We start from the raw sequence: 22827 nt of genomic DNA, 5'->3' as shown, positions 1-22827 counted from the left end.
CCTGTGCTGAGCCCGTCTTGGGCAGGGCCGTATGCCGGTCAGGTGCGCGCGAGAATCCCGGCCAGCATCTCTCTCGTCGCCTCTGGAGAATGTGCGGCGACGACCAGCCCGTCCATGATTCTCGCGTACGTTTCCACGTCATCGCGCCGGTCGAGGTAGAGCGCACTGGTCACCTGTTCGAGATACACCATGTCCGGAAGATCCGGCTGGGCGAATCGCAGGATGGCGAACGGACATCCGACCACGGCCAGGTGGGTCGCGGAGAACGGGATCACTTGGAGACTGACATTGGGCAGCGCACTGATCTCGAGCAAGTGCTCCAACTGCGATCGCATGGCCTCCCGCCCCCCAAGAGAGCGCAGAAGCACCGCCTCGTCCAGCACGAACCACAGGGTCGGCGCATGCGGCCGGGTGAGCAGCCGCTGGCGCCTCATGCGGAGATGCACCCGGCGTTCGATCTCCTCTTCCGGCGCACTCGCATGGGCGAGCTTGACGACCGCGCGCGCGTAATCCTCGGTCTGGAGCAGCCCATGGACGAACTGAACTTCGTAGCTGCGGATAAGAGAGGCCGCCTCTTCCAACCCGACATACACCTCGAACCAACTGGGCAGGACATCGCTGTACCGGTGCCACCAGCCGGGGATATGAGATTGCCGCGCGAGTGCGAGCAGCGTCTCACGATGTTCTTCGTGAACAACGCCGTAGTGGTTGAGCAGTTCAGCGACGTCACGCTCTTTGAAACTGACACGGCCCAGTTCCATGCGGCTTATCTTGGATCCGCTGCCACGGATCGCGTATCCGGCATCCTCACGGGTCAATCCCCGCGCCTCACGCAGCCGACGCAGTTGAGCGCCGAGAACGACCCGCAAGACCGTTGGCCCGGCCCCGGGACTCACCGCGGCGGCAGATGCCAAATCGTCAAAGGGCAGCTGCCTTCCCGCCTCGGCCATACGGCTCCCTGCAGCTCCATCTCGTCAACCCGCTTGAGCACGAACATGTCAACCCTAGAGGAGTGAGCCCGAAGTCCGCTCTGGGTAGGCGCTCACGTCAACGGATGCGCTGCGGGCCCGCAGAGCGCACACCCGAACCTCCGTCTTTCACGTCCTGGAGAAACGCCATCATCGCGGTCCGGGTGTAGACCAGCGTCGGACCGCCGGGGGCGCGAGAGTCTCGAACGGCGATCGACCCGTCCGGCATGGCGCTCAGTTCCACGCAGCTCCCACTCGAGTTGCTGCGGCGGCTCTTGCGCCAGCCTGATCCCCGCGGGCGGGGGGCGGGGACACCACCGTGGCTCTCGTACATCGTCCTCCGTTGTGACCCCGGCATGACGGTTGTGATCCCGGCGTGACGTGGGTGCCGAACCGCGCCGCGGCCGCACATGTAGGGGCAATGTCCCCGGACGGACCCTACATGCACATGTAGGCGGGTTCACGCGCAGTCCAGCGGGCTAGTCGATGCACATGCATTGGCATGTGCGTTCAAATGCACGTGCAGTGCGAATCGCTTGCGCCGAGGAGACCGACTAAAGCAGGATGGCCGCATCAACAGCAGCCGCCCCATCGGCCACAGGATCCGGATGCCCCGCGCGCATCGGGCGTTCGAGACCGTCGGGGCATCGGTGAGAGCGACAGGCGCTGCGGCCGGCGACGAGAGGACCCGGCCCGGAGCGTGTAAGAGAACGAGCGGCCCCCTGTGGCTAGACAGGGAGCCGCTCTCGTCCATCCCCTGGATCTGACCGCGAGAGAAGGACCTGGCACATGAGACTATCTCGGCGAAACCCCGGAGAGGGCGGGCGACGTGCAGATCAACCCGGCGGGCCCGCGGACCAACCCGCACGGCTGCCTCAACGCTGGGCGATCATCCTCGGACTGGCGAGCACCGCGACCATCACCTTGAGCATCGGGGTCAACATCGCCACGGGCGCCACCGTCGGGCTCGGCATCATCGGTCTGCTGCACGCCATCATCGACTGAGGGCCGCCGGAGGAGGCCTGCCGCCGGAGGACCACGGCCGGACCTCGAGGGCGGGCCAGGCCGCCGGATGGCGGCGGGACCTCGTCATCGGCTCGCCCCGACGGTCGTACCAGTCGTACCGGTCGTGGCCAGGCGATCGCCCACCGGCGGATCGCATGGCCACGAAGGAACGTGCGTCAGCCCTCGGTGACGGCGTTGAGCCGTTCGATGGCGTCGATGTACTCCTCGATCATGTCCAGGATGACCTTGCTAGCCGGTTTGACGTGGTTCATCGAGCCGACGATCTGGCCGACCGGGAAGGTGACCAGTTCCCCGTCTCCGGACCGAGAGATCCGGCCCAGGGCGTCGGAGATGAGCATGAACTGCATCGGCATCGGCAGGTAGCCCGGAGACTTCTCGCTCTCCCAGGCCTCGGTCCATGCCGTCTTGAGGAACCTGGCCGGCTTCCCGGTCCAGGCACGGGACCGTACCGTGTCGCGCGAGGTGGCCTTGAGCAGCTTGGGCAGCGCACCCTCGGGGGTGTCGGCCTCTTCCACGGTCAGCCAGATCGAGCCGGTCCAGACGCCCTCGGCGCCCAGGGCCAGCCCGGCCGCCATCTGACGGCCGCCGCCGATGCCACCGGCCGCCAGCACGATGGTGTCCGAGCCGACCGCGTCGACGACCTCGGGGATGAGGACCATGGTCGAGACGTCACCGGTGTGACCGCCCGCCTCGGTGCCCTGCGCGACGATGATGTCGACGCCCACCCCGACCTGCTTGCGCGCGTGCCGGGCGTTGGAGGCGAGACCGGCGACCTTGACCCCGTGCTCGTGCGCCAGCTCGACCACGTCGGCGGGGGGCGGGCCGAGCGCGTTGGCCAGCAGCGCGATGGGGTGCCTGAGCGCCACCTCGACCTGCGGCCGGGCGGTCTGGTCGGTCCAGCCCAGCAGGGCCCGGCCGGCGGTGTCGGTGGAGGGTTCCACACCGTGTTCGGCCAGCAGTTCCTCGAGGAACACCCGGTGCTCCTGGGGGATCATTCCCTGCAGCTTGCCGAGGAGTTCTTCGGCGTCACCGAGGTCCGCGCCCTCGTACTTCGCCGGCATCACCACATCGACGCCGTACGGCTTGCCGCCGACGTTCTCGTCGATCCACTTGAGCTCGATCTCGAGCTCCTCGGGGGTGAAGTACAGCGCGCCAAGGACGCCCATGCCGCCAGCGCGGCTCACCGCGGCGACGACGTCGCGGCAGTGACTGAACGCAAAGATCGGGTATTCGATACCGAATAGCTCGGTTACACGTGTCCGCACACGCCGACTGTAGGCGCAGCCCTGCAAAACTGCAACAGGTTCTAGTTGGATCCGCTCCCATGAGAAGCGCCCTGGGAGATGTCCTCCGCAGGGCGCTGTAACAGGTATCAAATCAGGATCGGGTCGAGTACCGGTCCCGGGCCGGCAACCTGCGTTCGGCTTCCGACCGCGGGGCCGAGCGGACACCGCGGGCGGGCCCGCCCTTGCGGTTCGGGCTGGGCCGCTTGTCCCGGCCACCACCGCTCTCGAAGAGCGGCAGGAGCGCCCCGGAGGCCAGCATGAACAGCCCGAAGACCAGCGAGCCGACCGGCAGCCACTCCTGCACGGCGACGAACTTCCACGCGTAGCCGTTGGAGAGCTTGACGAGGGCCTGCTGGGACTCCGGCACCGTCTTGAGATCGGCGGTGGACAGCGTCAGCTGGCCCGCGCCGTCCTTCGTCCGCGCGGTGGACCGGATGTTCTCCTCCTGGCTGACCGGCACCCCGGTGCGCGGGTCCACCCACATGGTGATCGTCGCCTGGAACATCAGATCGGCCGGCAGATTGCCCTTCTTCTTGTCGAGTCCGAGCAGGTCAGCGGGGATTCCCGGAATGGCGCTGACCTTGGTCTCGGGTATCGTCTGGACGAACCGGTAGGTCGAGATCCCCCCGATCCTTTCCTCGCCGTCGAAAGTCATGGGCCAGGCCCGCCGGGTGTTCTGATCAAAGTAGGAATACGTCCGCTTCTGGACATTTCCGATCGGCCAGAGCAGCCCCAGCCCGGTCTGCTTGACGGTGGTGTCCTGGTCCACCGCGGCACCGCAGCAGTTCACCAGCTGGCCGCTCCGGCGGTCGAAGGCGAACCGGCGGCCCTGGACCGTGACGTCCGATCCGCTACCTGGGTCGATCATGGAGGTGAAGGAGTCCCAGACCGCGGTCTTGTCGTCGCTGGCCTTCGGGTCTCCCCGGGTGGTGTTCGTCAGGACCAGGGTGACGTTCTTGCGCACCTTGGGGCCGGTCATGTCCAGATAGGAAGCCCCCTCGGCCCGGAGGGTGGTCTTCTGCCAGAAATCCGTCGGGGCCGCCAGGACCTGCTGGGCCACGTAGAACTTGACCATGGGGGCGAGGGAAAGGAAGAAGGCACCGAGCGCGACCAAGATCAAACCGGCCCGTCGCCGCATCTCTACCTCCTGGAAGCTGCCGCTATATTGAACGGCCGCGGCAATCAGCGTTAGGCCTCATCGAGAGGTTTCACAACCCTACATGACCGACCAAATCGCGCATCCTGATCGCGGAGCGGCCGCCTATCCCGGTGCCACCAGGGAGTACGGCGGCCGCGTACGCTGGCTTGCCCTGTTCGTCGTGCTGCTGGCCACGTTCATGGATTTGATCGATGTCACCATCGTCGGCGTGGCACTGCCCAAGATCCAGAAAGACCTGGGCGCCACCTATTCCACCGGTCAATGGATGGTGGCGGGATATGCGCTCTCGTACGCACTGACGCTGGTGACCGGCGGGCGGCTGGGCGACATCGCGGGCCGCCGGAAGGTCTTCATGACCGGCGTGGCCGGCTTCACGATCGCGTCCGCGGTGGCCGGCGCGGCGGTCACCCCGAGCATGCTGATCATCGCGAGGGTGGCGCAGGGCGCCTTCGGCGGCGTCATGGTCCCGCAGGTGATGTCGGTCATCGCCACCCAATTCTCGCCCGGCCGGGAGCGCACCATGGCCTTCAGCCTGTACGGGGCCCTGCTCGGCGTCGCCCAGGTGAGCGGGCCCGTGCTGGGCGGGGTGCTGACCGGCTACAGCGCCTGGCGCATGATCTTCTATATCAACGTGCCGATCGGCATCTTCGCGCTGGTCGGTGCGGCCTGCTGGATGAAGGAGTCCGCCTCCGATCACCCGTTGCGGCTCGACCTGCCCGGCGTGCTGCTCATCGGTGCCGCGTCCCTGCTGTTGTGCTTCCCCCTCGTGCAGGGACGCGAGCAGGGCTGGCCGCCGTGGAGCGTGGCCGCGATGGCGGCCGCCGCCCCCATGCTGGCCCTGTTCATCTGGTACGAGCGGCGCCGGGAACGGCGGAACGCCACTCCCCTGGTGCCCACCCACCTGTTCGGCAGGCGCTCCTTCAGCGCGGGCCTGACCTTGATGATCGTGCTGTTCTCCGGAGTCTCCTGTTACTTCATGATGCTGACCTGGGCTCTGCAGTTCGGGCTCGGCTGGACGCCCCTGCATCTGGCCATGACCAGCCTGGCCTGGCCGGCCGGCATCGCCTGCACGGCCCAGCTCACCAACCGGTACGGGCACCGGCACGGCAGGCGCCTGGTCGGGATCGGCACCTCGCTGATGGCGGCCGGCACGGCCCTGCTCGCCGGGGTCATCGCCCACTACGGGACCACCCTGACCAGCGCCGGGATCGTCCCGTGCATGTTCCTCAGCGGTCTCGGCATGGGCCTGACGATTCCCATCCTGTCCAACCTGGTCCTGGGCGACGTCCCCGCCGGCGACGCGGGCGCGGCCTCCGGAGTCCTCAACTCGGTGGTCCAGATCGGCGGGGCCATGGGCGTCGCGCTGGCCGGCGTCATCTTCTTCGGCGGGGCCGGCGCGCAGGCCGAGCTGAGCGCCGCCCCTCGTACGCTCGCGTACTGCGTGGCCGTGTTCGTACTGGCCGCCGTTCTGTCGCCGCTGCTGCCCCGGCAGGCCGCACCGCACGGGGGTCCCGTTGTCCAGTCCTGAGCGCCCGCTGGTGACCGTCGTGGTGCCGACCCGGGACGCCGCCCGCACGCTGGCCGCCTGCCTCGCCTCGATCCGCGCCCAGACCTACCCGGAGCTGGAGGTCATCGTCGTCGACAACGACTCCGCCGACGGCACCCGCGACATCGCGGCCGGGCCTGCCGACCGGGTCCTGGTGCACGGCCCCGAGCGGAGCGCCCAGCGCAACCACGGCTGGCGGGCGGGTTCGGGAGAGCTCGTGGCCTTCATCGACGCCGACATGGTGCTGGACCGGGAGGTCGTCGCCGAGGCGGTCGCCGCCTTCGCCGCCGATCCAGGTCTGGGCGGGCTGGTGATCCCCGAGCAGTCGTTCGGTGAGGGCTTCCTGGCCGGATGCCGGGCGGCCGAGAAGAGGTCGTACCTGGGCGACGCGGAGGTCGAGGCCGCGCGCATCTTCCGCCGCGAGGCCGTACGGCAGGCCGGGGGGTACGCCGAGGAGCTGACCGCGTTCGAGGACTGGGACCTCAACGACCGGGTCGCCGCGGCGGGTCACCGCATCGGCAGGGTCACCGCCTGCGTCCGGCACGACGAGGGACGGATGACGCTGCGCTCGGCGTACCGCAAGCGGCGCTACTACGGCCGCTGGCTGCCCGTCTACCGGGCCCGTCCCGGCGCGCGCTCGTTCGGCAGGCCCCAGTCGGTCCGGCGGCTGCTCCGCCACGGATCGCCGCCCATGATCCTGGGCTTGATCGCGCTCAAGGTCGCGGAGGCCGCCGGGCTCGCGGTGGGCTCGATCGAGGGCAGGCGCCTGTCCCGCCGCACCTGACGCGGGTGACCGATGAACGCCCGCTCAGACGTTTCTTGATAGTTGACATTGACTAATCGACACCAGATGGTTGATCCTGACTAAGAGATGAGGATGCCGTGGCGAAGCGGCGCAAGGTGGCCAATCCGCTGGCGCTGGCCGTGCTGGCCTTCCTGCTGATGGAGCCGATGCACCCGTACGAGCTGGGTCGGCGGCTGCAGGAGACCGACAAGGACCGCAGTTTCAAGTACAACCGGGGGTCGCTCTACATGGTGGTGAAGCAGTTGAGCAAGGCGGGCTTCATCGCCGAGCAGGAGACCGTGCGCGACACCCAGCGGCCCGAGCGCACCGTCTACGCGCTGACCGGCGAAGGCCGGGAGGAGCTCTACGACTGGCTGCGCGAGCTGGTCGCGCAGCCACAGGAGGAGTACCCGCATTTCGGCGTCGCCCTGTCGCTGCTGAGCGTGCTCTCCCCGATCGAGGCGGCCGAGCTGCTCGGCCGGCGGCTGACGGCGCTGACCGGCGAGGCCGAGGAGATCCGCGCGAACGTGCGGACCGCCTCCGAAGCCGGCGTCGCCTGGCTGTTCCTGGTCGAGGAGGAGTACCGGCTCGCGGTGCTGGACGCGGAAGTCCGCTTCGTCACGGGCCTCATCGAGTCGCTCAGCCAGCCGGACCATGTCCGGGCCTGGCAGGAATTCTTCGGGAGAGGGTCATGACAGGAGTCAGGACGGCACTGGTCATCGGAGGCGGGGTCGCCGGCCCGGTCGCGGCGATGGCACTGCACCGAGCGGGCATCGAGCCGACCGTGTACGAGGCGTACCCGAGCACGGCGGACGGCATCGGCGCCATGCTCACCGTCGCGCCGAACGGGCTGGACGCGCTGCGCGTCGTCGGCGCGGACGAGGCCGTGCGCGCCATCGGCCTGCCGATGAAGCGCACGGTGATGGCCGACGGCCGGGGCAGGCGGATCGGCGCGTTCCCCGGCCTGGCCGACCTGCCGCCGGGCCAGGCCATGTGGCGCTCCGAGCTCTACCGGGTGCTGCACGACCACGCCGTGGCGCACGGCATCCGGATCGAGCACGGCAAACGGCTCGTCGGCGTCGAGGAGACACCGGACGGCGTCACCGCGCGGTTCGCCGACGGCGGCACCGCGAGCGGGGACGTGCTCGTGGGCGCCGATGGAGTCCGCTCCACGGTCCGGACGCTGATCGATCCGGGCGCGCCCGCTCCGGACGACGTGCCCCTGCTGAACTTCGGTGCCGCGGCCGACCTCGCGGTGCCCGCGGAGCCCGGCACCGCCTACTTCGTCTTCGGCAAGCGGGCGTTCCTGGGCTACTGGGCGCAGCCCGACGGCCGCACCGCCTGGTTCGGCAACCTCCCGCACGACACGCCGATGACGTCCGCCCAGGCACGCGAGGTGCCGCCGGCCGAGTGGCTGCGGCGGCTGCGCGAGGTGTACGCCGACGACGTGCCCGGCCGTGACCTGCTCCAGCACACCAGCGCCGACCGGCTGTCCGTCCTCGGATCGATGGCGATCATGCCGAAGCTGCCGCACTGGCACCGCGGCCGGATGGTGCTGGTCGGCGACTCCGCGCACGCACCGTCCGCCAGCTCCGGCCAGGGCGCGTCGCTCGCCGTGGAGAGCGCCATCGAGCTGGCCCGCTGCCTGCGCGACCTGCCCGACGTGCCGAGCGCCTTCGCCGCCTACGAGCGGCTGCGCCGCCCGAGGGTCGAGAAGGTCGCGGTACGCGCCGCGCGGACCAACAACAGCAAGGCACTCGGGCCGGCCGCCGTCACCATGATGCGGCTGCTGATGCCCCTCGCCATGCGGACCGTGCTCACGCCGGAACGGACGCTCGGCCCCGAGCAGCGCCACCACATCGACTGGAACGCGGTCGTCACGGCGTAGGCCGATCGGTGTTCTGCGGGCGCCCTCGGCCCACCGGGCGACCTGAGGTATCTTTGGGCGATTTACGGCCCATGCCACCCAGGGAGAGCAGCGGGTGCCGACCGTACAGCTCGATCAGTCCACCGGGGCCCGGAGCCTGCCCGTCGTCTCCGGACACCAGGACGCCCTCGACGGCATCCGGGCGACCGCGGCGTTCGCCGTCCTGCTGTTCCATGTGGCCTCCGGGACCGGCTACATCTCCGACACCCGCGACGACGCGCTGGCCTGGCTGCTGTCCCGCGGGGAGATGGGCGTACCGATCTTCTTCACGCTCTCCGGGCTGCTGCTCTACCTGCCCTGGGCCAGGACGGTCCTGGAGGGACGGCCAGCCCCCCGGACCGGCCGCTACCTGTGGAAACGGGCACTGCGGCTGCTGCCCGCGTACTGGGCGCTGGTGGTGCTCACCCAGTTCACCTACGGCCGCGAGCACGTGCACGACGTGTGGGGCTGGGTCAAGCTGCTGACGCTCACCTACAGCTACGACCCGCACAACTGGTGGCAGGGCTATCTGGGGCCGAAGGGCCTGGGGCAGATCTGGAGCCTGACGGTCGAGGCCGCCTTCTACGTCACGCTGCCGCTGACCGCGGTGGCGCTGGCCGCGTACGCCCGCCGGGGCGGGGACGACCTCGACCGGCGCGGGCGGCGGCTGCTGACCGGCATCGGGCTGTACGCGGCGGTCTCCGTGGCCTACACGGTCGTGATGGCCCATTCGAGCCAGGGCGCACTGCTGGGGATGTGGCTGCCGCGCTACCTCACCTGGTTCGCGGTCGGCATGGCCCTGGCGGTCCTGTCGGCCTGGGCGCGTGCCGTCCCGGCCGGCTCGGCGGCCCGGTTCTGCCGTACGGTCGGCGAGTCCTGGGGGGCGTGCTGGCTGATCGCGGCGCTGCTCTACTGTGTCGCCTCCACCCCGGTCACCGGCAAGTCCCGGCTGGTCGCGGACGGCATCTGGACCTCGCAGTTCAACCTCCTGCTGTACGGGCTCGTCGCGGCCTTCTTCGTGGCCCCGGCCGCGCTGGCCGCGCAGTCCCACCCGGCGCTGACGGCGATCCTCGGCAACCGGGTGATGCGCTTCCTGGGGAAGATCTCCTACGGCGTGTTCCTCTGGCAGTTCGTGGTGATGTTCACCTGGTTCGACGTGACCGGGCATCCACCCTTCACCGGGAACCTGCTGGTCGACTTCCCCGTCACCGCGCTCCTGACGGTCGCGGTGGCAACGGTGAGCTACTACGTGGTGGAGGAGCCGATCCGCAAGCTCGGCCTGCGCTGAGCGCCGATCACTGCGCCGGTCACCATGCCCTCGGCAGCAGGTTCCGGCGCGTGCCGTCGTCCTCGGGCCGGCCGGCGGGTGCGCCCCGCTCGGCGGGAGGGACGGCCGGCGCGCCGCGTTCGGCGGGCGGAACGGCCGGGGCAGCGGGTCTTCCACGGCCGCGGTCCCGTCGTGGGCGCACCGGGGCGGTGCGGTCCGGCCCCCACTGCCCGTTGCTCATGCGGAGCTGCCCGGCGATGGTTCCCGCGGGTGCCCCGGGCACTCCGCCCGGCCGTCCCGTGGGCGCTTCCCGCGGCGACCGGGGCTGCCGGGGCGCCGCGCCGGTGGGCTGGCGTGGCCCCGCCGGGGCCACGGCCCCGGCCGGAGGCGGAGCCTCCGCGACCGCGGGCACGGCCTCCGCGACCGGAGGCAGAGCCTCCCTGACCGCAGACTCCGGCAGGGGGTCCTCGGCGGGGCCGTGCCGGTCCGGACGTTCGGCCAGGCCCACCGCCAGCCGGCCGACGACGACCATCCCGAACAGCTGCGGGACGACATCTCCCAGAGAGTCGCTCGCCGGTCCGGAGTGGCCGTGGATCTGCAGCCAGATGCTCAGCGCCAGGGCCACCGAGCCGCCCAGCATCGCACCGGCGGCCAGCCACGAGGAGCGGGCCGCCCGGCCGACCCACCCGCCCGTCCAGCCCGCCAGCACGGTGACCACCGCGGTCACCGCCAGCCCGGCGTACCCGCCGATCCAGAAGCCGGCGGCGACGGCGAGCACCGAGACGGCACAGCGCACGAGGAACGGAGCCGGCCCGGCGCGGCGCGGGGGTGCCCCGGTGGGCCGGCGGGAGTACGGCCAGACGGCGAGCAGGGCCAGCACGACCAGCAGGTTGAGACCGACGAGCAGCGCCAGCCGGTAGAGCGGATCGGGTTCGTAGGCGAGGTGCACGGTGCCCGTCGTACCGGCCGGGACCACCCAGGCCTGCCGCCAGCCGTCCAGCCGGAGCGGCTGCAGGACCCGGCCGTCGATCTTCGCCTGCCAGCCGGTGTTGTAGTTCTCGTTGACCACCAGATACGACCGGGTCCGGGCGTCGACGTCCACCTGCCGTTCTCCGGGTCCCCAGGCGCGGACGGTGACCGAGGACGTCTCCCGTTCGGCGGCCGCCGCCAGCCTGCCGCCGGGGTCGACCACCATGTTCTGGATCCGGAAATCGCTCCGGGGCGCGGCGGCGAGCCTGTTGTCGCCGGCCGTGATCCGTACCGTCCTGCACGCCTGGAAGCGCACCGGCCGCCCGGCGAGCAGATCGGCGATGGTCCCGGTGGCCTGGGTGGGTACGGCGACGCCGTTGAGGGTGAGCGGAGGGCCGGCGCCGCAGGGCAGGGTGAGCGGCGCCTGTCCCGGGGACCCGAGGTTGGCGACGCCGGGGATGGTGATGTCGGTGATCTGCCGTGGCACCTGGGTGGAGGTGAAACCGAGCGTCACCTTGCTCGTCTCCATCGGCGCGAACCGCAGCCTGCCCGTCTTGTCGAGCCAGCCCTCGCGGTACTGGCCGTTCTCGCCCTGCACCCGCACCCGCATCGCCACGCTCATGGCCGGACGGGTGACCGTGATCGAATCGATCCGGGTGCGCTGCGGCCAGGTGATGGTGTACCTGGGGTTGCGGTCCTCGCCGGCGGCGATCCAGCTGGTCGCCGGGTCCCCGTCGAAGGCGGACCTCGCCCAGGCGGCCGGGCTCTTCGACCAGGTCGAGCTGGCGGCGACGGACACGAAGGGGTTGGTCTTGCCGTACCTCTCGATGAGGGTGCGGCCCGTCACCACCGCCGTGCCGGTCAGCCTGGCCTGCTCCGTGGCGGGTTCGGTGAAGACCCGGGCGAAGCCGCCACCCTCCTCGTCGCGGCGTTGCAGGGTCGGCGAGCAGACCCACCGGATGGAGCCGCGCATGCAGTCGGAGGCGTCGGCGATGCTGCGGGCCATGACGACGGGGCTGGCCTTGCCTCCAGCGGGAGAGCCGGCGGCGCGGGTTCCGGCCGCGGGAGTGCGGACGGCGGGCGTTCCCTTCGCCGCGGTCCCCGTCGCGGGCTGCCCGGGGATGGCGGGCAGCCGGTAGAAGCGCTGTGCCTGGATCCCGCCGATCTGCAGCTCGGGGATGGCGACCCGGCCGGTGGTCGGGGCCTGCGACGACGAGGCGACCTGCTTGATGCGGATGCGCAGCCACCGGGTGGCGCCCTGGGGCACGTTGAGCGGCTGCGCCGTCGTGGTGAACTTCAGATCCTGGTCGAGGGCGCCCGCCTCCGTCTCCACGCTGATCTTCGCGGGCGGCGGGCCGAGGAAGCCGTTCTGGGAGAAGATCGCCCGTACGTTCGCCGGCTGGAGGGGCCGCTGGAAGGTGACCTTCAGCCACTGGCCGATCGGGCCGGTCCAGCCGCCGGTCTCCCACTGCGTGCCGGGGTCGCCGTCCATGGCGGCGGCGGGCAGGCTGCTCTGGTCGTTGAACGCCTCGATCGAGTTGGGATCCGCGGACGACGACGAGGCGGTGATGTTGTCGATCCCGGCGTACTCCGCGACCGTCTCGTACCGGTCCCAGCCGGTCTCCACCGGATCCTGGCCCACCACCTTGCCCGTCCGCGCGTTCCGGCCGGCGGTGAGGGTGGGCCCGATCAGGGTGCGGATGGTCCCCAGGTTGCGTTCGCGGCGCCGCTCGGAGTCGGCGATCACGGGGTCGCCCGCGGCCTGCGGGGCGTCGTCGTCGATCAGCGTCGACCGGCCCTTGAGCAGGCCGTTGTCGGCCAGGGTGACCAGCGCCTCCGGTGTTCCGTAGAGCCGGAGGGCCCGGCCGGCGTCGGCCAGGCTGATCACGTCGTCGGCGTCGGCGACCTCGTACACCTCCAGGGGCTGGTACGGCTGGTCGTACTGTCCGGTGGCGTCCGGCCAGCCGCTGTCCAGCGGGCGGCCGCCGAAGCCCGCCACCCAGCGGATCCCGGGCGAGGAGTCGAGCGCCTCGTGCACCCGGGCCGGCCAGGCGCCCTGCAGTTCCTGCCGGTTCAGGTCGTTGCGCACCAGGAGGTAGCGCACTCCCATCCGGGCCAGCATCTGCGACAGCCCGGCCGAACCCTGGCCGGTGGATACCCGCTGGTCGAGGGCGTCGAGCACCCGCGCGTAGCCGGGCGACCCCTGCGGGACGAGCTGACGGGTGCCCCACCGGGTGCGCAGCAGGGGCTGCATCACCTCGTCCATCGGGCGGCCCCAGGTGTACTCGCCGAACCGCGCCCCGGGCACCGCCAGCACCGCCTGCTCACCGGCCCGGCCGTTGAGCCACTCCGCCGCGTCCGTCCAGTACTTCGGGACCTGCGGGAAGTCGCCGGGGCCGGACAGCCCGTTGGTCAGCGCCGGGCTTGCCACCCCGGCCAGCGCCACGAGCGTCGCGGCGAAGATGCCCAGCCGGGGACGCGGACGGGCCACCGACGTCAGCAGGTGCATGATGCCGAAGGCGAGCGGGAGCCGGATGAGCCCGTCGAACTTGTAGAGGTTGCGCAGGGCCGCCAGCGGCCCGTCGAGCAGGTCCCGGATCGGGCCGGCGAGCGGGCTCTCCAGCCCGCTCACGTGGCCGGCCGTGACGATGACCAGACCCGCGAGCAGCGTCCACAGCAGGAAGGAGCGCTCCGGCAGCCGGGCCTTGAGCAGCCCGGCCAGGCCGAGGGCCGCCAGCCCACCGGTGATCACGATGAGCGGGACCCCGACCGACAGCGAGTGGCCGACGGGCAGCGAGGCCCCGTCGCTCACCAGGTAGTTGATCCACCGCTCGGCTCCGCGCAGCACGTTGACCACGCTGGTCGGCTGGGTGGTGGTGGAGGCCTTCTCGGTGTAGGTCAGCCAGGAGAACGCGTACTTGCCGAGCAGCAGCAGCGGCACGAGCCACCAGAGGGTGGCGAAGCCGACCGCCACCGACCACCAGGCGAGTGTGCGCAGCCGCGGCGCCCGCCAGGACCGGGTCAGCAGGTAGATGACCGGCACGGCGAGCACGCCGATGGTGGCCGTGCCGTTGATGCCGCCGCAGAGCGCGACGGCGATCCCCGACCGGGCGGCGGCCTTGAGCCTGCTGCCGCCCTCCACCGCCGTCACCAGGGGCAGCACGATCCACGGCAGCATCGCGAGCGGCAGATACTCCCAGGAGTTCTGCCCCAGCGCCGACAGTCCGTGCGGGCCCAGCGCATAGGCCAGGCCGCCGATCATCCGGGTGACCGGGCCGCCGATTCCCAGCCGGTCGGCGAGCCGGCGGGCGCCGAGGAAGGCGGTGCACATGAGCGCGGACAGCCACAGCCGCTGGGTGATCCACTCGGGCATGCCCACGAGGTGGCCGAGCGCGTAGAACGGCCCCATGGGGAAGAGGTAGCCGGCCGCCTGGTTCTGCAGCTGGCCGAAGTGGTCGACGTCCCACAGGTGCAGGGCCCGGCCGAGGAAGCCGAGCGGGTTCACCGCCATGTCGATCTTCGTGTCGGCGAGGATCCGGCCCGGCCGGGTCGAGGTCGCCAGCACGACCATGCCCAGGCAGCAGGCGAGGGCGCGCAGCCGCTCCCGGAACCGCAGGTCGATGTCGGCGGTGTCCGGGCCGGGCTCCCGGTCGATGTCGGCGAGCCGCTGGGCGATGGCGTCGACGTGCGTCGTCACGGACATGACCGCGCTCGCCTCCTCCCGCACCTCACGAGCGCGTGCTCACACCTGGTCGGCACGTCCCAGCAATCGCTCCACCGGGGTGGCGGGGCGTACCTCGGACACTTCGGCCGAGCCGCTCAGCGCCTCGTCGCGGACCGGGCCTTCGACGACCCGTGCCACCTCGCCACCGTACCCGCGGACCACCACCGCGCCACCCCCGGCCGAGTGCGCAGAACCGGCCCGCACCGACGCGGCCACCAGCTCGCCCATGCGCTCGGCCGTGCGTTCCCAGCTGAACTCCCCGGCCCAGCGGTGGCAGGCGTCCGCGATCCCGGCACGGCGGGCCGGATCGCCGAGCTCCCGCAGCGCCCGTCGCACGACCTCGTCCATCGGCTCGTCACCGCGCACCAGCCAGCCCGTGACCCCGTCGCGCACGGCGTCGCGCAGCCCGTCGACGTCGTAGGCCACGGTCGGCACGCCCAGCGCGGCGGCCTCCGCCACGCACAGCCCCCAGCCCTCGCCGCGGGAGGCGCTCAGATGCAGGTCCGCGCCGGTCACCAGGGCCGTCTTCTCCGCCTCCGTCACGAAGCCGTGCAGGGTGACGATGTCCCCCAGCCCGCGTTCGGCGACCTCCTTGGCCAGCCCCTCCGCCGAAGGCCCGGTACCCACGATGTGCACGCGCAGGCCCGGCAGGTCCGCCCGGAGCCGGTCCGCGAGCGCCAGGATCCGGTCCACCCGCTTGTGCGGGACCAGCCTGCTGACGCACACCAGGACGGGATCGCCGGGCACCGGGTGCTCAGGGCGCTCGGCGCGGTCCGGGATCGTCACGCCCACCGGGACCACGTAGACCGGGCCCGTCCAGCCGAGCCTTTCCCGCAGCGCCGACACGGTCGTGAGCGAGATGGCCGTGCAGGCCTGCCGCCGGTAGGTCCAGCGCGCCACCGGCCCCTCGAGCATCCTGCCGATCCGGGCGAGCCAGCCCGGAAAGTACATGCCGAACTGCTCGTCGTGCACATGGAAGATCGAGCACAGCACGGGAACCCGCCGGCCCACCGCCCACGGGGTGAAGAAGGGGATGCCGTTCTGGCAGTCGATGACGGCGTCGAAGGACCGGCGCCGCGGCGCCATCCACAGCAGCACCCGCGGATATACGGTGAACCGCCCGCCCATGCGGGCGAACTCCACGCCCTCCACCCGGTCACGGGCCGGCTGGCCGGGCGCGCGGGCGGTCACGTACCGCACCTCGGCGCCCTGGTCGGCGAACCGCCGGGCCAGCTCCCAGGCGTACCGTTCGGCGCCGCCCGCCGCGGGATGCCAGGGGTCCCGCCAGTTGACGATCGCCAGTCGTAGGCCCTCGACCTGCCCGGTCATCCGGCGCGATACCGTCCTACCTCGGTGAACTGCTCGTACGGCAGGTCCACGCGGAGGGCCGCGCTCGCCTTCAGCGGCACCGACGCCGGACGACCGGCCCGGCCGGAGTACCGCCGAGCGATCAGCCCGATCCGGGCGAGGTCGCGCAGGCATCCCAGCGAGTGCCTGCGGACCGAGAACGTCGAACCGGAGACGTCCTGCCAGCGCACCGCGACATCGTGCGGTTCGGCGCCGTGCCGGCGGCAGTGCAGCAGCAGTTCGACGTCGAAGGCGAACCCGGTCGTACGGAGGTCGGCGGCGACCGCGCGGGCGAGCGGGCCGGCGAAGAACTTGAAGCCGCACTGGGTGTCGGTGATGCCGCCGACGAGACCTCGGCACAGCCGGTTGAACATGATCGCCCCGAGCCTGCGCAACGGGTTGTGGCTGGTCCGCACCAGCGAGTCCGGGTGCCGCCGGGAGCCGACGACCACGTGCCGCCCGCTGCCGAGCAGTGTGAGCACCTCGCCGAGCACGCGGAGGTCGGTCGCCATGTCCGCGTCGCAGAAGCCGACGTACGGGGCGGTGGTGGCCAGCAGCCCGGTCCGGACCGCCGCGCCCTTGCCGCGCTGGGGGCAGTGCAGCAGACGTACCGGCACCGGGCCGGACCAGTCGCGCACGAGCTGCGCGGTCGCGTCCGTGCTGGCGTTGTCGACGACCAGGATCGCGGCGGGCACCTCGAGTTCGACCAGCTTGCGGGTCAGCAGGTCCAGGCCGCCCGGTAGCCGGGTGGCCTCGTTGTAGGCGGGGACGATGACCTCGAGGAGCACCGATCCGCTAGTTCCCAGGCCGCTCCCGGGTGAGCCCGGTCGGCGCACAGGTCACCGCGAGCCGTAGTTGTAGAGGGGCTTGGTGACCGGGTCCTTGTTGGCCGCGTTCGCCTGTACCAGACCAAAGGAGAACAGCGAGGCCAGCAGAACTCCGGCGAGCGCCGCGAATGCAATGCGCATCAGAAGGTCCTCAGGACGGGGGCGGGAGTCGAGTGACCAGAGTAGTGGCTGGTGCCCGAAATGACCAGACAACCATACAGAGAGCGATATGCCAGGCCAGGAGCACCAGCCAGAGGGGCGGGCCACCGTCCCGCACGTCCGCCGCTCCCGGAATCCCTCCCGGAATCCGCTCCGGAATTGCTCCCGGAATCCGCTCCGGAATCCCTCCCGGAATCCGCTCTGGAATCCGGTACAGCATGATGTCCGGACGGTCCACGACGAGTTCCGCACCCGCCAGGCGGGCCCGGTCCACACCGCCGAGGCCGGCGTCGGCGACCACAAACCGGATGCCGGCGCGCGCCAGCGGGCCGGTGAGCTCGCCGCCGCCCCTGATGACGGGATCGAGCCCCCGTGCGCGCGGGTCCTCCGCGGCGATCTCGACGGTGCCCACGATGACAGCGTCGCTCGTGATCACCCGCCGATCCAGGTAGCGCGGCAGCGGGTCCAGTACCCGCCGGCCGCCGTTCCACGGATAGCCGCGATAGGTCGCCCAGGGCAGGAGCAGCACGTCCCCGGGAGCGCGATCGGCGGCGACGGCCCGGCGGACCAGTGCCCAGTCGGCGGGATAGCCGACGGCCTGGAGGCGGCCCGCCGCACCCCAGGCGAGCGAGGGCAGCAGGGCGAGCGGGGCGAGCGTCACGAGCACGCCCACCACGGCCCCGGCCCAATCCGCCCGGCGAGCCCCGTCGGCCCGCCGAGGCCCCTCAGCCGGGCCCGCCCGCAGGGCTCGGTCCGCCGTGACGCCCAGACCGACCGCGATCAGGACGGCGAGCGGGGCGACGTACTGCTGTCCGTCCCGCAGCACCCCGAACCCGGCCCACCAGCCGATCGCGGTGCGCAGCACGCCGGGCACCAGCACGCCGAGCGCGGCGAGCAGGTAGCCCGTCAGGGCGGCGGCCGCCAACCCGCCCGCCCACGGCGACCGGCACCACAGCGCGTATCCGGCGAGGGCCGCCAGCACGACGGCCAGCCAGGCGGCCGAGGTGACCACGGCTCCGTAGCCCGGCGGCACGGTCTCGGCGTTCCATGCCCCGCCGAGCAGCAGCAGACTGCCCAGCGCCCCGAACGGCGTGTCCGCCCGGGCCGCGAAGGCCCCCACCGCCGAGGCGTCCCCCATCTGCCCGGACGAGCGGAACAGCCCGGTCACCAGCCAGGGCAGGCTCACCACCAGCAGGGCGGCCACCGTCCGGGTGGCCGCCCTGACCGTGGCCACCCGGGTCTCCGCCCCCGGGTGCTCACGCCGTACGGCGCACGCCATCGCGACGATCACGGCCGTCAGACCGGACACCGCCATCCCGGCGAACCCGCCGATGGCGGCGGGCACCAGGGCGCGGACCAGCCGCCACCCGCCGTTCCGCTCCGTGACACCGGCCGCGGCCCCCACGACCCAGGGCAGCGCGGCGTACCCGAGCAGCAACGCCCACTGGCCGAGCAGCAGCCGTTCCGCCACGTAGGGATTCCACGTGTAACAGACCCCGGCCGCCAGGCGCGGCAGCAGGCGCCGCGACGGCACCAGCGAGGCGGCCGAGGCACAGGCCATGACGAAGATCGCCAGCAGCAGCAGCTTCTGCACGACGTCGCCCGGGACGACCGTGGCGAGCGCGGTGACGACGGCGTCGCTGGGCACATGGCGGGGCAGCGCCCCGGTCAGGCCGAACGTGCCACGCGTGAAGGGCGGGTCCGGCACGAAGACCATGTCGTAGGACAGGATGAAGCCGGGCCGGAGTCCCGGCCCGATCGCCAGCAGCCCCAGCCCCAGGCCGGTCAGAACGGCCGGTGACTGCCGCGTTCGCCCCGTCATCAGGCGCAAAGGCTACCCGCGCGTCACCGCCCGGAACGACGCAAAGCCGCAATCCGGGCGACCGGCTACCTCCCCGGCTCCGGATCGCGTGGCAGGCCCAGCAGGCGTTCACCGATCACGTTGAGATTGACCTCGGTGGTGCCACCGCCGATCGTCATCGCGCGGGAGGCGAGCAGATAGCGGGTCCAGGTGCGCCGGGGCCCGGACTGCCAGCCTCCGGTGAGAGCCCCTCCGGCCCCCAGCAGGGTGAAGCCGTACTCGGTGACGTCCTGGCCGTGCTCCATGGCCACCAGCTTGCGTACGTTGGCGGTGGCGCCCGGGTCGGTGCCGGAGAGCTGCTTCAGCGTGGCGCGCAGGCCCAGCAGCTGGAAGGCGTGCTCGTCACAGGCCAGCCGTCCCAGGTTCGCCCGCACCACCGGGTCGTCGGCCAGGCCCAGCTCCGAGACGAGCCGTACGAGTTTGGGCACGTCACCGCCGAGCTGGAACGTCGAGGTCAGTCCCACCCGCTCGTTGGCCAGCGTGTTGCGGGCCACCTGCCATCCCGCGTCGACCGGCCCGACCACCAACGCGTCGGGCACGAAGACCGAGTCCAGGAACACCTCGTTGAAGATCGCGTCCCCGGTGCACTCGCGCAAAGGCCGGACCTCGATCCCCTCCGACGCCATGTCCACCAGGAAGTAGGTGATGCCCGCGTGCTTGGGCGCGTCCGGGTTCGTCCGGGCGATGCAGATACCCCACTGCGCCTCCCGGGCCAGCGAGTTCCAGATCTTCTGCCCGGAGAGCTCCCAGCCGCCCTCCACCTTCACCGCCCGGGTGGACAGGGAGGCCAGGTCGGAGCCGGCACCGGGCTCGCTGAACAGCTGGCACCAGACCGTCTCGCCGCGCAGCGTCGGCGGCAGGAAGCGCTCCTGCTGCTCGGCCGTGCCGTACTGCACCAGCGACGGCACCACCCACGCCGCGATCATCAGCGGTACGGGCCGTACGCTCGCGCGCTTGAGCTCCTGCTGGATGACCACCTGCTCCAGCGGCGACGCGTCCCGGCCCCACGGCCTCGGCAGGTGCGGGGTCACCCAGCCGCCCGCGGCCATCTCGGCCCGTTGCGCGAACGGCTCCATCGCGGCCAGCTCCGCCACCCGCGCCCCGATCTCCGCCCGCAGCGGCTCCGCGTCGGCGGGCAGTTCCAGCTCCATCGGCCGCCGTACGCCCGCCAGCGCCAGCCCGGCGAGCGACTGCTGCAGGGAGCTCGCCCGGCCGGTCAGGGCCCGCAGGGTCAGTGCACGCCGGTAGCAGAGGTGCGCGTCGTGCTCGAAGGTGTAGCCGACACCGCCGTGCACCTGGATGTTGTCCTCGGCGCAGCTCACCGCCACGTCGGGCGCCAGCACCGCGGCGACCGCGACGGCGTAGGCCCGCTGCTCCGCCGCCTGCCCGGCGCCGTCGCCGACCGCCCGCGCGGCGTCCCAGACCGCGGCCCGGGCGCGTTCCAGCCCGACCAGCATCCAGGCGCACTTGTGCTTGATGCCCTGGAACTGGCCGATCGGCCGCCCGAACTGCTCGCGGAGCTTGGCGTACGAGACCGCCGCGTCCAGTGCCCGGCCGGCCACCCCGCAGGCCTCGGCGCCCAGGACCACCGCCGCGAGGTCGCGGGCGCCCGCCGCGGACAGCACCCGCTCGGCGGGAACGGTGACGTCCCGCACCGTCACCGCGGCCACCGCGCGGGTCAGGTCGAGGCTCTCCAGCGGGTCGACCACCACGTCGGCGGCCTCCAGGACCACCCAGGTCCCGTGCTCCGCCCCGTTGCCGCCCTCGCCCTCGCCCGGGGAGACCGGCAGGACCAGGAGATCCGCGAGCCCGGCGCCCAGCACCGGCTCGACGCGCCCCTCGACCGTCAGGCCGCCCGGCCCGCGCGTCGCGGTGAGGGTCCCGTCGAGGGCGACCGCGGCGGTACGGCTCCCGTCGGCGAGACCCGGCAGCAGCTCCTGGCGGGTCTTGTCCCCGGCCCCCGCGGCGATGATCGCGCTGGCCAGCACGGTCGGGACGTACGGGCCCGGAGCGAGCCCACGGCCCAGCTCCTCGACGGCCACGGCCAGCTCGACCAGCGAGAAGCCCTGCCCGCCGTACTCCTCCGGGAGGTGCAGGCCCAGCAGGCCCTGATCGGCCAGCGCCGGCCAGAACGCAGGCCGCGGCGCGACGCCCGCGGGCTCCCCGGCGCCGCCCTCGGCGACCCGGGTGACCTCCTGCTCGGCCAGGGTCACCACCGCGCGGATCACATCGGTGGTGACGTGCCGCGCCGTGAAGCCACGGACGGAGGCCGCCAGGGCCTCATGCTCCTCGGTCAGCCCGATCGCCATGACTCACCTCATCCTGGTAGGGGTAGGTGGCAGGCTACTAGAACATGATTCGGTACGGCCCGGGCGCCGGCGATGCTCCGCTCACCGAACGACGCGGAGGGATTTCACGAGCGCGCGGATGTCCGGGCGTACGGTCTTGTCGCCCTTCGGCACCGCCACGTAGAAGACCCCGGGACGGGCGGCACCGGTGTCGACCACCGCGACGGCCACGATCTCCCCGTCGGTCGACCCGGTCAGCGCCTGGAAGCCGACCCACCAGCCCTTGAGGCCGCCGCTCAGCCGTTCCGCCGCGTACGTCCGCAACGTCGGCGGCTTGGCCTGGCCGGTGCCGATGACCTTCCGCGCGACGGCCTGCGCCGCCTCCGGGGTGGCCGAGCTTCCCAGCGACGCCGGGAGCGGCGCGGAGAGGTACTCGGCCCTGCCGGCCTCCATGATCCCCCTGAGCTGAGGTCCCTTCCTGCTGACGCCCAGCGCGGTGGCCAGTTTGCGGCGATCCTGCCCGAGGCTCCACTTCCCGCCGAGCCTGCTGTACGACAGGTGCGCCTTACGATCGATGATCCGGCCGATCGCCAGGCTCTTCCCCCCCGGGTAGCGCGGGAACGGCAGGGCCGCAGGGGTCGGGCTCGCGGACGGGACGGCGGGGACCGGCGCGGACGGGACCGGCGCCGACACCGGGCCTCTGTTCCGCTCGCCCCCGAAGGCCGCCGCGGCCGCGACGCCCAGGACCACCACGGCCACCGCCCCGGCCGTCGCGAGCAGAACGGCCCGGGATCGCTGACGACGGGCCGGCGGAGTGCCGGTCTCGGTGACCCCTCCGGCGGCGGCCGCCTCCAGATCACCGGTGTCCGGCGACACCACGGCGAACGACGTGGTGTCGGCATCGTCCCGCGTCTCCTCGGTGACCACGGTGAACATCGTCGTCACTGCCCCGGCATCGTCCTCATCAGACACGTCCTCCTCAGACGCGCCGTCAGCTGACACGTCTTCGTCAGGCACGCGCTCGGCTGACACGTCATCAGCAGGCACGTCCTGGTCGGACACGTCCTCGTCTGCCAGGCCCTCGTCAGACACGTCCTCGGGGACGGCGTCACCGGCATCCCCGCCGTCCGCCGCGTCTCCGTCGTCCGCCGTGTCGCTCTCGGCGGGCACCTCTTCCACCGGATCGCCACCGCCGCCACTGTCCACGTCCATGGCGTCATGAGAGACCACCTCGGTCGCGGCGGCCACGTCGGTCCCGGCATCGGTCTCGATCGGCTCCGCGCTCCCGGAGGTCCCGGTCTCCGCCCCGAGGGCGAACACCGTGGTCACCGCCGCCGGGTCGCCGTCCGCGCTCTCCACCTGCCCGGGACCACCGGAGCCCGCCTCGGGAGCCGCCTCGGGGGCCGCCGGCGTGCCGTTGGCGCTCTGCCGAACCGGGACGGCGTCGCCTGACCCGGCCCCCTCCGAGGCGGAGGAGAGCCGTGCCACGTCGTCGGCGGTCATGTCATCGGTGATCGTCGGGATCGGCCCCGTGTCGACATGGTCCGGTGGAAGGTAGGCGCCACTCAACCAGGAACTGGCTGCAGGGGTCGGCCCCTCGTTCTCAGGCACGTCCGGCAGGCTATGCGAAACATCCGACTCGTCCCATACGTCGGTGGTAACGCGCCTGGCACGAATGGACCTCGGAACGGACACGGTCGCGTGCCGGTA

17 protein-coding genes are annotated in these 22827 nt (G+C 71.9%); 6 read left to right on the top strand and 11 right to left on the bottom strand.

All coding sequences use genetic code 11. The features are described from left to right. Positions 1 to 38: 38 nt before the first annotated feature. Both ACRYCC_RS02900 and ACRYCC_RS02895 read right to left on the bottom strand, forming a co-directional pair. Positions 39 to 950, bottom strand: coding sequence for a Sco1979 family transcriptional regulator (locus ACRYCC_RS02900; protein ID WP_433808368.1), 912 nt, complete (start codon positions 948 to 950; stop codon positions 39 to 41). Between the two features lie 97 nt (positions 951 to 1047). Further along, positions 1048 to 1302 (bottom strand): DUF397 domain-containing protein, encoded by a 255-nt coding sequence (locus ACRYCC_RS02895; protein WP_433808366.1) that lies wholly within the window; start codon positions 1300 to 1302, stop codon positions 1048 to 1050. 455 nt (positions 1303 to 1757) lie between these two features. Between ACRYCC_RS02895 and ACRYCC_RS02890 the strand changes: the two genes are divergently transcribed. Then, positions 1758 to 1973: a hypothetical protein gene (locus ACRYCC_RS02890; protein ID WP_433808364.1), complete on the top strand. Its 216-nt coding sequence runs from the start codon at positions 1758 to 1760 to the stop codon at positions 1971 to 1973. 176 nt (positions 1974 to 2149) lie between these two features. Here ACRYCC_RS02890 and ACRYCC_RS02885 read toward each other — a convergent pair whose 3' ends face one another. Both ACRYCC_RS02885 and pgfA read right to left on the bottom strand, forming a co-directional pair. Continuing rightward, positions 2150 to 3259 (bottom strand): NAD(P)H-dependent flavin oxidoreductase, encoded by a 1110-nt coding sequence (locus tag ACRYCC_RS02885; protein ID WP_433808362.1) that lies wholly within the window; start codon positions 3257 to 3259, stop codon positions 2150 to 2152. A gap of 112 nt (positions 3260 to 3371) precedes the next feature. Next, positions 3372 to 4418 carry a cell envelope lipid trafficking protein PgfA gene (gene pgfA, locus ACRYCC_RS02880; protein ID WP_433808360.1) on the bottom strand — a complete coding sequence of 349 codons (1047 nt, stop codon included), beginning with the start codon at positions 4416 to 4418 and terminating at the stop codon, positions 3372 to 3374. An 82-nt stretch (positions 4419 to 4500) separates the two neighbouring features. Here pgfA and ACRYCC_RS02875 point away from each other — a divergent pair, with 82 nt between their 5' ends. From ACRYCC_RS02875 to ACRYCC_RS02855, 5 genes are all read left to right on the top strand, one after another. Next, entirely contained in the window at positions 4501 to 5967 is a 1467-nt protein-coding gene (locus ACRYCC_RS02875) for an MFS transporter (protein WP_433808358.1), read from the top strand. Beyond that, a complete protein-coding gene (locus ACRYCC_RS02870; RefSeq protein WP_433808356.1) occupies positions 5954 to 6769 on the top strand; it encodes a glycosyltransferase family 2 protein in 816 nt (271 codons plus the stop codon). Before ACRYCC_RS02875 ends, ACRYCC_RS02870 begins: the two co-directional genes overlap by 14 nt. Positions 6770 to 6867: 98 nt before the next feature. Next, the gene (locus ACRYCC_RS02865; RefSeq protein ID WP_433808354.1) at positions 6868 to 7464 is read left to right on the top strand and encodes a PadR family transcriptional regulator; all 597 of its coding nucleotides are present in this window, start codon (positions 6868 to 6870) and stop codon (positions 7462 to 7464) included. Beyond that, positions 7461 to 8657 carry an FAD-dependent oxidoreductase gene (locus ACRYCC_RS02860; protein WP_433808352.1) on the top strand — a complete coding sequence of 399 codons (1197 nt, stop codon included), beginning with the start codon at positions 7461 to 7463 and terminating at the stop codon, positions 8655 to 8657. The genes ACRYCC_RS02865 and ACRYCC_RS02860 overlap by 4 nt, the downstream gene beginning before the upstream one ends. Before the next feature lie 94 nt (positions 8658 to 8751). Further along, complete coding sequence (locus ACRYCC_RS02855) at positions 8752 to 9963, top strand: acyltransferase family protein (RefSeq protein WP_433808350.1); 1212 nt, start codon at positions 8752 to 8754, stop codon at positions 9961 to 9963. 19 nt (positions 9964 to 9982) lie between these two features. Here ACRYCC_RS02855 and ACRYCC_RS02850 read toward each other — a convergent pair whose 3' ends face one another. From ACRYCC_RS02850 to ACRYCC_RS02820, 7 genes are all read right to left on the bottom strand, one after another. Then, positions 9983 to 14614: an alpha-(1->3)-arabinofuranosyltransferase domain-containing protein gene (locus ACRYCC_RS02850; RefSeq protein WP_433808348.1), complete on the bottom strand. Its 4632-nt coding sequence runs from the start codon at positions 14612 to 14614 to the stop codon at positions 9983 to 9985. Positions 14615 to 14653: 39 nt separating this feature from the next. Next, on the bottom strand, positions 14654 to 15964 hold the full coding sequence (locus ACRYCC_RS02845) for a glycosyltransferase family 4 protein (RefSeq protein ID WP_433808346.1): 1311 nt from the start codon (positions 15962 to 15964) through the stop codon (positions 14654 to 14656). Beyond that, positions 15961 to 16770 (bottom strand): glycosyltransferase, encoded by an 810-nt coding sequence (locus ACRYCC_RS02840; RefSeq protein WP_433808344.1) that lies wholly within the window; start codon positions 16768 to 16770, stop codon positions 15961 to 15963. Before ACRYCC_RS02840 ends, ACRYCC_RS02845 begins: the two co-directional genes overlap by 4 nt. Before the next feature lie 51 nt (positions 16771 to 16821). Then, a complete protein-coding gene (locus tag ACRYCC_RS02835; protein ID WP_433808342.1) occupies positions 16822 to 16950 on the bottom strand; it encodes a hypothetical protein in 129 nt (42 codons plus the stop codon). A 10-nt stretch (positions 16951 to 16960) separates the two neighbouring features. Then, complete coding sequence (locus tag ACRYCC_RS02830) at positions 16961 to 18790, bottom strand: MmpA family trehalose lipid delivery protein (RefSeq protein WP_433808340.1); 1830 nt, start codon at positions 18788 to 18790, stop codon at positions 16961 to 16963. Between the two features lie 65 nt (positions 18791 to 18855). Beyond that, positions 18856 to 21138 carry an acyl-CoA dehydrogenase family protein gene (locus ACRYCC_RS02825; protein WP_433808338.1) on the bottom strand — a complete coding sequence of 761 codons (2283 nt, stop codon included), beginning with the start codon at positions 21136 to 21138 and terminating at the stop codon, positions 18856 to 18858. An 81-nt stretch (positions 21139 to 21219) separates the two neighbouring features. After that, entirely contained in the window at positions 21220 to 22728 is a 1509-nt protein-coding gene (locus tag ACRYCC_RS02820) for a hypothetical protein (protein ID WP_433808336.1), read from the bottom strand. Positions 22729 to 22827: the final 99 nt, after the last annotated feature.

The organism is Actinomadura scrupuli, from assembly GCF_050971785.1.
In the GTDB taxonomy this organism is placed as follows: Bacteria; Actinomycetota; Actinomycetes; order Streptosporangiales; family Streptosporangiaceae; genus Actinomadura_E; species Actinomadura_E scrupuli.
Note: the sequence above shows the minus strand (reverse complement) of the source record. Positions and strands in the feature narration are given on the sequence as shown.

Excerpts from the sequence above, each read along its gene's own strand:
- ACRYCC_RS02830 (WP_433808340.1), bottom strand. The coding sequence starts at position 18,790 with ATGACGGGGCGAACGCGGCAGTCACCGGCCGTTCTGACCGGCCTGGGG.
- pgfA (WP_433808360.1), bottom strand. The coding sequence starts at position 4,418 with ATGCGGCGACGGGCCGGTTTGATCTTGGTCGCGCTCGGTGCCTTCTTC.
- ACRYCC_RS02825 (WP_433808338.1), bottom strand. The coding sequence starts at position 21,138 with ATGGCGATCGGGCTGACCGAGGAGCATGAGGCCCTGGCGGCCTCCGTC.
- ACRYCC_RS02845 (WP_433808346.1), bottom strand. The coding sequence starts at position 15,964 with ATGACCGGGCAGGTCGAGGGCCTACGACTGGCGATCGTCAACTGGCGG.
- ACRYCC_RS02835 (WP_433808342.1), bottom strand. The coding sequence starts at position 16,950 with ATGCGCATTGCATTCGCGGCGCTCGCCGGAGTTCTGCTGGCCTCGCTG.
- ACRYCC_RS02900 (WP_433808368.1), bottom strand. The coding sequence starts at position 950 with ATGGCCGAGGCGGGAAGGCAGCTGCCCTTTGACGATTTGGCATCTGCC.
- ACRYCC_RS02875 (WP_433808358.1), top strand. The coding sequence starts at position 4,501 with ATGACCGACCAAATCGCGCATCCTGATCGCGGAGCGGCCGCCTATCCC.
- ACRYCC_RS02895 (WP_433808366.1), bottom strand. The coding sequence starts at position 1,302 with ATGTACGAGAGCCACGGTGGTGTCCCCGCCCCCCGCCCGCGGGGATCA.
- ACRYCC_RS02860 (WP_433808352.1), top strand. The coding sequence starts at position 7,461 with ATGACAGGAGTCAGGACGGCACTGGTCATCGGAGGCGGGGTCGCCGGC.
- ACRYCC_RS02890 (WP_433808364.1), top strand. The coding sequence starts at position 1,758 with ATGAGACTATCTCGGCGAAACCCCGGAGAGGGCGGGCGACGTGCAGAT.
- ACRYCC_RS02850 (WP_433808348.1), bottom strand. The coding sequence starts at position 14,614 with ATGTCCGTGACGACGCACGTCGACGCCATCGCCCAGCGGCTCGCCGAC.